General features: G+C 38.5%; 6 protein-coding genes and 2 tRNA genes. 5 read left to right on the top strand and 3 right to left on the bottom strand.

Annotated features, from left to right (window positions below):
- A partial coding sequence (locus tag QZ565_RS06890; RefSeq protein ID WP_295527395.1) for a DUF3013 family protein occupies positions 1-427 on the bottom strand: 427 nt, incomplete at its 3' end.
- 115 nt (positions 428-542) lie between these two features.
- Here QZ565_RS06890 and QZ565_RS06885 point away from each other — a divergent pair.
- The 4 genes from QZ565_RS06885 (at position 543) to QZ565_RS06870 (ending at position 3,164) form a co-directional block, all read left to right on the top strand.
- Positions 543-1,814: a replication-associated recombination protein A gene (locus QZ565_RS06885; RefSeq protein WP_050261165.1), complete on the top strand. Its 1,272-nt coding sequence runs from the start codon at positions 543-545 to the stop codon at positions 1,812-1,814.
- Between the two features lie 264 nt (positions 1,815-2,078).
- A tRNA-Lys gene (locus QZ565_RS06880) sits at positions 2,079-2,151 on the top strand.
- Between the two features lie 362 nt (positions 2,152-2,513).
- Positions 2,514-3,029 (top strand): DUF308 domain-containing protein, encoded by a 516-nt coding sequence (locus QZ565_RS06875; protein ID WP_000672739.1) that lies wholly within the window; start codon positions 2,514-2,516, stop codon positions 3,027-3,029.
- Between the two features lie 62 nt (positions 3,030-3,091).
- Positions 3,092-3,164, top strand: a tRNA-Lys gene (locus QZ565_RS06870).
- A gap of 140 nt (positions 3,165-3,304) precedes the next feature.
- Here the strand turns inward: QZ565_RS06870 and QZ565_RS06865 are convergent.
- Complete coding sequence (locus QZ565_RS06865; protein WP_295527388.1) at positions 3,305-4,393, bottom strand: AI-2E family transporter; 1,089 nt, start codon at positions 4,391-4,393, stop codon at positions 3,305-3,307.
- 9 nt (positions 4,394-4,402) lie between these two features.
- A complete protein-coding gene (locus tag QZ565_RS06860; RefSeq protein ID WP_261056805.1) occupies positions 4,403-5,692 on the bottom strand; it encodes a DUF308 domain-containing protein in 1,290 nt (429 codons plus the stop codon).
- A gap of 802 nt (positions 5,693-6,494) precedes the next feature.
- Here QZ565_RS06860 and QZ565_RS06855 point away from each other — a divergent pair.
- Positions 6,495-7,640: a low temperature requirement protein A gene (locus QZ565_RS06855; RefSeq protein ID WP_295527382.1), complete on the top strand. Its 1,146-nt coding sequence runs from the start codon at positions 6,495-6,497 to the stop codon at positions 7,638-7,640.
- Positions 7,641-7,682: the final 42 nt, after the last annotated feature.

Here is a 7,682-nt window from a genome sequence, read left to right as displayed (position 1 = left end):
CTTTTCCTTCTTCAAAGACTTCTTGATTCCATTCCATGACGAATTCCTCTGCTTCTGGGTCTTCCAAAAAGTCCATGAGGGCATCTAGCCCAACCTCAGCAGTATCTTTAAGGAAAAGGGCAAAATAAGCTAAAAATTCGCGAGAAAATCCTTTTTTAGGCAGATAAGGAATGGCCGTCAAATAGTCTCCCTCATTGACGGTTGACTTAGCAGGATTGTAAAAGAGTACCGCTTCCTCAAATAGGATATCGTCCGACGAAACCTCTCCGTCTTCATCCACCATCTCCACACCTGCAGCATTTTGCACTTCCAATAGAAAACTCACTTCAACCGCGTGGTTGCGCTTGTCCCAACTAATCTCAAAGTCAAAGGGAAAGTTCTTCTCCAACTCTTCCTCTAAAACATCTAAAAATCCGTATGTTGCCATTTTGTCCTCTTTCTATGCGACTCTTTAATCGCCCCGATTGCTCGGAAATATGCTAAAATAGATACTACCATCTTACCACATATACATCAGAAAATCCACGTTAGAAAGGACTGCTATGCCAGACAATCTCGCGCTTCGTATGCGCCCTAAAACCATCGACCAGGTTATCGGTCAGGAGCATCTGGTCGGACAAGGAAAAATCATCCGCCGCATGGTGGAAGCCAACCGCCTGTCTTCCATGATTCTTTATGGACCTCCTGGAATCGGCAAAACCAGTATTGCCTCTGCCATCGCTGGAACGACCAAGTATGCCTTTCGAACTTTCAATGCGACAGTTGATAGTAAAAAGCGACTGCAAGAAATCGCCGAAGAGGCTAAATTCTCAGGGGGACTTGTACTACTCCTTGACGAAATTCATAGACTAGATAAAACCAAGCAAGACTTCCTCCTGCCTCTCTTGGAAAGTGGACTGGTCATCATGATTGGGGCTACAACTGAAAATCCTTTCTTCTCTGTTACGCCAGCCATTCGTAGCCGGGTGCAAATTTTTGAGTTGGAACCTCTGTCTAACCAAGACGTCAAAGAGGCCCTGCAGATAGCTCTAAGTAACCCTGAGCGTGGTTTTGATTTTCCAGTAGAACTAGATGAGGATGCGCTGGACTTCATCGCAACCTCTACAAACGGAGACCTGCGTTCTGCCTTCAACTCACTGGACTTGGCTGTTCTTTCTACCCCTGAGAATGATGAGGGCATTCGCCATATCACTCTAGACATCATGGAAAATAGTCTTCAGAGAAGCTACATTACTATGGATAAGGATGGAGACGGACACTACGATGTACTCTCAGCCCTGCAAAAGTCCATCCGTGGCTCGGATGTTGATGCCAGTCTCCACTATGCTGCTCGCTTGATTGAGGCTGGTGATTTGCCAAGTCTCGCTCGTCGCTTGACTGTTATCGCCTATGAAGATATCGGCTTAGCCAATCCTGAAGCCCAGATTCACACCGTGACTGCTCTGGATGCTGCACAAAGGATTGGTTTCCCAGAAGCCCGCATTCTCATTGCCAATGTCGTGATTGATTTGGCCCTTTCTCCAAAATCCAACTCAGCCTATGTAGCTATGGATAAGGCGCTTGCCGACCTCAAAACATCAGGGCACTTGCCTATTCCGCGACACCTGCGTGATGGGCACTACAGTGGAAGCAAGGAACTGGGGAATGCCCAAGACTATCTCTATCCACACAACTATCCTGGAAATTGGGTCAAGCAAGACTATCTACCAGAAAAAATCCGCAATCATCACTATTTCCAAGCAGAAGATACTGGTAAATATGAACGGGCTTTGGCTCAAAGAAAGGAAGCTATCGACCGTTTGCGAAAAATCTGAAATCCTTTTCAAAAAATTGCACTTTCCTCTTGATTTTTTTTGAAAAAGTGGTATTATATAAACATAGAAACGCTGTGGTGTACGACTTCACACTTAAGTGTTGACCGACTATTTTTTGTATTATTAGGGAAACAAAAGTCTTCTAACAGCATGTAGGCCGTCTCACACGGAAACAGCTTCAGTTAGAGCGAGTTGCCCACCTGCTTAATTGCGCGGGTTCAATACAAACCGTGAAGTTTCGGCACCAATACAGCTTTTTTCTTTGCCTCCTTAGCTCAGCTGGCAGAGCAGCGGACTCTTAATCCGTGGGTCACAGGTTCGATCCCTGTAGGGGGCATCTAAATACAACAGGAAAAGCCTTGATTTACAAGGCTTTTTTGCTTGTCTATAACTGATTTACCCCATCATTTGTCCCACATTTTAAATCTATCTTTTCTTTTTGAATCAAATTACATCTTTACAAATAGTGTAAAGCCAGTTACTTTTGCTTTGATGCCATACAATATTTTCATGTAGAGAAGACAAATTTTATCTTCTCTTTTTATTTTCAAAATAATAAAAACTGATTTTCTTTTCATAAATCAGACTGAAACTTCCAAATTTTCCATTTTGTTTATTGACATTTCCTCTAAAAAGGTGTATAATATTTTTATTATTAAACTATACTATACTATACTATACTATATAGGGGGTATTGAAATGAAATTTTCTAATCGTTTACTGCTATTCCTTGCAGGAGTTGTTTTTGTCCTTTTAGGACTTTTCCTATTTACAAACCCAGTAGCTAATCTTGTTGCTTACAGCTGGTGGATTGCATTTGGTTTACTGGTTTCTTCTATAGCAGCTATTTTAGGCTATTTCTCTGTACCAAAAGAGCTTCGCTCACCAGCTCATCTTTTCCAAGGGATTGTTAATCTTCTCTTAGCTCTTTACCTCGTTGCCTATGGCTTTGTGACGCTGCCAGTTGTCATTCCAACTATTTTAGGAATTTGGTTAATTGTAGAAGCCATTATAGCTTTCTTTAAAGGCAATCGTCTGGGATTGATTTTCCCTATTATTGGCAACCATATCATGTGGATAGCGTTGCTTGCATTTTTACTAGGTCTAGTGATTTTGTTCAATCCAGTAGCTACAAGTGTCTTTGTCGTTTATGTCGTTGCCTTTGCATTTTTAATTGTTGGTTTCACCTATATCCTTGATGCCTTTCGTAAATAATCTAGCTGCCATTTTGGGCATATTAAAATAGCTGGGAAGTTACATTCTCAGCTTTTTCTGTTGCCTCCTTAGCTCAGTTGGTAGAGCAGTAGACTCTTAAGCTATGGGGCGCAGGTTCGAGCCCTGCAGGGGGCACATCTAAATCAACAGAAATAAGCCTTGAAACCAAGGCTTTTTTTAACGTCTAATAGCTTTTTGTAGAAAAGTATTTAAAAATAAAAGAGAAGAGAATCTCTCACTCTCTTCTCAGTATATCTTATTAAATTTAGTTTTTCTTAATCTAGCTGATTTTCCTTTGCAACGACAAATTCCTTAACCAATCGATAGATAACAGCAGATATCGGTGTAAAGAATATCATCCCAAGTAAGCCAAAGAGATTGCCTCCAATACTAGCAGCCGCAAGCGTGAAAATAGCTGGCAAACCAATAGACTGACCTACAACTCTAGGATAAATAAGGTTTCCTTCAATCAGCTGTATAACTTGATATAGAAGAAGAGAAAGTAAGGCTTGAGTAGGACTCACTGTGAAGATAAAAATCGCTCCCACAACACAAGCAATCATAGGCCCTACATAAGGAATGAACGATAGCACTCCTGCAAATATACCTGTCATTACTCCATAGGGTATCCCAAACACGCTGTAACCAACCGCTATCATAACTCCTATGATAACTGCTTCAATCAGCTGACTCATCAAAAATTGGTCATAAGTCTCTAGTGCTACTTGTCCAATGTAAGTTAACTTTGTCACCACTTTCTCTGGAAATATAACTTTTAGAAGTCTACTCGTCATCGCTGCCAGATGTTCCTTACTGGATAAAAATAAAAAGGTAAAGACTATAATCAAAAAGGCATTCATCAAACTTGAAAAAATATTGCCGATATTACTAGTCAGACCTGATAAAAAACCTATCAAAGCTTGGCTAATAGAACTAGATTGTCCCTGTATGCCTGATACGATAGTTGACAACATGTCTTTGGTTACAAATTCCGAGCTGCCTAGCAATTTCCCAAGTTGAGTAAGGACTGTTGAAAGGACTGTTCCCAGCTGACTAATAGTCTGGGCTAGGGTTGGCAGCACCAAAACCAAAAGAGCAATCACGATTAAGATAAGAGCTAGGAAAACAAGTACCATGGCAATCGGACGACGCAACTCTGCCTTTACCTTCAATTTAACTAAGTACTGTTCAATTTTTTTCATAGGAACATTAAGCACAAAAGCAATAACAGCACCATAAATCAAGGTTGATATTACATCAAAGAGAGAGATTGCTCCTGATATAAAGCTCGATGCATTCAGAATTACAAGAGCAACCAGCCCTATAAAAAGTATTAACGGGGTGTATTTTTTTACTAAGTTCATAAATTCTCCTTAATAAACATGTTTAGATACGACTATACTATTTGGTTTTTCAAACTCTCGGTCAAGGTAAGCTTGGTAAGTTCCTGGTGCGATAAATCCTTTGGGTGAGAGGATATCGGTGCCAGCCTGACCGACTATGGTATCAGCCAAGAGCACACAGTTTGTAGATAAGACAAAGTAGGATTTAAACTTAGATTTGATAAATTTATAAAGTTCCCCATCTGTCTCATGTCTGATTTTATAAGCGTAGGTGTAGTCTTCCTTACCATCACCTGTCATGATTTTATCTGCACTTGGCTCCCATGGAATCGTCAGTTGTTTCAATTCAGCCAACTTTTTCTGAACTGCTTTTTCCATTTCAGGCGTCAAATCTATCCCATAACCAAAAAGCGTTTTTTGACTCTCACGTTTACATAGGTCAATGTACTTGTCACGATCACAGAAATATAAGACACCATCTCCTACCATGCCAAATAAGGTCTCAGAAGACGGATCATAGTTGCCATAAGAAATAACACGGCCTTGATAGCAGATATCCACATGACCAATTGCCGAAAACAGAGAGGTCTCAGCTGTATGAACAAAAATTTCAAGCTCCGCTGTCTTACCAGACTTCACCATTCCAAGATGGATATCCTCTCTCTCATCAGCATTTTCCTGCATGAATTTGTTGATTTTTGCTAAAGTTCTTGCAGGGATGAGAGCGGCTAGGACAATAGGTAAGCTCATTCTTACACGACGTTTGAGATGGTTTTTCCCAATTTCCCCTTCAAATAAGAAACCGTCACGGATATTGGACAGACCATAAAGGAAAAAATAAGCCCCTAATACAAAGAGTTGAAAGACAGAATTTCCTGTAGAGGACAAAAGACTAGTCCCACCAAGAAAAACTAGTACGAGTCCATCTAGTAAGAGACGAAAACGAGGTCGAATTTTGTTTTTGCGGTAGAGAACATAGGTGACAAGGTTAATACTAGCATGAAAAATCTGATAAACTCCAATCACAAGAGCCAAAATATAAATCGGCACATCCGTCGCAAGATTGGAGCCAAGCAAATATCCCAGCACTAACAATTTAACCAGTGCAACTCCCAAGGTGTCCGTTGACTGACTTTTTTTGAAAATACGTAATACTAAATCTAAGACCGTTGCTATCCAAGCTAAAAACAGAACCAGTCGAATAACCTTTACTGGCAACCAAGTCCCCGTGACCATCAAGATGAGACCTAGCAGAACAAACAAGAACCCCTGAGCAAGTAATTTCTTACCTGTCAGACCTAAAGATAGAATTTTCGCCATATAAAAACCTTTCAACAATAAAAATTAAACACTCCGATTAAACTGACTAGTAAATAGCCAACACTACAAACAGCCTGTGCCAGCAACATATGGTGACTAGAAATGACTGTAGTAATGTCACCATCTTGTCTTATGCACTTCTAAAATTTGTTATATTGATTAGAAACCAGAGCTTATAAAAACTAGCTAAACTCGAGAGATAGACACAATTGCGACGAAAAAATGTATAACCAATTCAACTTGTTAAGGTAAGAAAGCATTATTTCCAATCTATTAATTATTCATCTATTACCTATTATGACACAATATTCCCTATAGTTCAACTTTTTACTTGTTTTTATATTACACGGACTAAAAAGTTTTCAACAGTTGATTGCATTTGTTTTAATAAGTTTTAACCTTTCTTGGTTAGATAAAAAAAGAACCATACAGTTTAGAATCTGTATGGTTTTTGCCCCACTTTTGTCCCATTTTTAAATCATGACATTGAAAATACCTAAAATCACTTATATTTCAATATTTTTAATTGCTCTCAATATGAAAGTCCTTTCCAAATCCCTGTAGGGGGCATCTACATACAACAGGAAAAACCTTGAAATTCAAGGCTTTTTTGTGTAGTCTTAGCACTAAAAACGATAGAAAAAGCGGCCCTTCTGTACTGACCCCAAAAGTTGGACAGAAAAAACCTAACTTTTGTGGCGCAGTTCATTCGCGCCACATAAAGTTATTTAAGCATATCCTTTTCTCTCATTACCATTTTCTGTTATAATAAATTGTACTTCTAAAATAGAAAGGTCTTAAGATGACAACTCTTATTAAACATAAACGTGTAGAATTTTCAGAACTTTTTTATGACTTAGTTTTTGTTTTTGCAATTTCAAAAGTAACTACTTTAATCGACCATCTTCATAACGGTATTTTGACTTGGAATTCTTTCCTTGATTTTTTCATTGCTATTTTGGTTCTCATCGATTCCTGGATGTTTCAAACCGATTATACCAATCGCTATGGAAAGAACTCTTTATTTAACATGGTAATCATGTTTATCAAAATGGGACTTTTACTCTTTATAGCCAATATGATTGGACCTGATTGGCAACAATATTTTCATTATCTCTGTTGGGCTATTGGTACATTAACCCTTACCTTATTTTTTCAATATTTGGTTGAATTTTTTAGAAAATCAACCGATGATGTTGAACGGGAAAGTACCAAAGGTTTTCTATGGATAACAGGTCTAGGAAGTTTAGGAGTCTATCTAGCAGCTCTTCTTCCTATTTACGTTAGAGTCTATATCTTCTTTGCTAGTATTCTGTTTATCTTTATTATGCCAAGTATCTTGCTTAATAAAGATAAGCATTACCAGGTAAATCTCCCCCATTTAATCGAGCGCATCTCCCTTCTTGTCATTATTACGTTTGGAGAGATGATTACGAATCTAGCTAACTTCTTTACAATCGAGAATTTCTCGATTTATTCGGTTCTTTATTTCATTATTATGCTTTCTCTGTTCTTGTTTTATTTTGGTCAATTCGACCATGCTATTGATGAAAAATCTAATCAAAAGGGACTATTTCTAATTTACAGTCACTATCCTATTTTCATTGGACTTATTATGATGACTGTATCGATGAGTTTTCTTCAGAATCCTGAAGCTAATCGTCTCTTTGCAACCAGCTTCTCTTATATCGGATTTGGCCTCTTTCAAGCTGCTGTCCTAGTAAATGGGCCCTATAACAAACACTATCTTCGCTATTCGAAAAGTTACTACTGTGTCCAAGCGACACTCTATCTGGCTGCCTTTATTCTCTCTTTAATCTTTGCTTCTAATCCTATAATAGTAGTGAGTATAACAACCATTTTAGCTCTAGCTATAGCCATTCATTTTATTTATTTTTATATGACACAGAATAAAAAATATTCCAAATCTAACTGGGAGTTATTTTAATGAGTTTATAACATTAAAAAGCTTTGGGAACCAAGGCTTTTT

This window comes from uncultured Streptococcus sp. (assembly GCF_915066115.1).
Lineage (GTDB): Bacteria > Bacillota > Bacilli > Lactobacillales > Streptococcaceae > Streptococcus.
Note: the sequence above shows the minus strand (reverse complement) of the source record. Positions and strands in the feature narration are given on the sequence as shown.

Excerpts from the sequence above, each read along its gene's own strand:
- QZ565_RS06855 (WP_295527382.1), top strand. The coding sequence starts at position 6,495 with ATGACAACTCTTATTAAACATAAACGTGTAGAATTTTCAGAACTTTTT.
- QZ565_RS06885 (WP_050261165.1), top strand. The coding sequence starts at position 543 with ATGCCAGACAATCTCGCGCTTCGTATGCGCCCTAAAACCATCGACCAG.
- QZ565_RS06865 (WP_295527388.1), bottom strand. The coding sequence starts at position 4,393 with ATGAACTTAGTAAAAAAATACACCCCGTTAATACTTTTTATAGGGCTG.
- QZ565_RS06875 (WP_000672739.1), top strand. The coding sequence starts at position 2,514 with ATGAAATTTTCTAATCGTTTACTGCTATTCCTTGCAGGAGTTGTTTTT.
- QZ565_RS06860 (WP_261056805.1), bottom strand. The coding sequence starts at position 5,692 with ATGGCGAAAATTCTATCTTTAGGTCTGACAGGTAAGAAATTACTTGCT.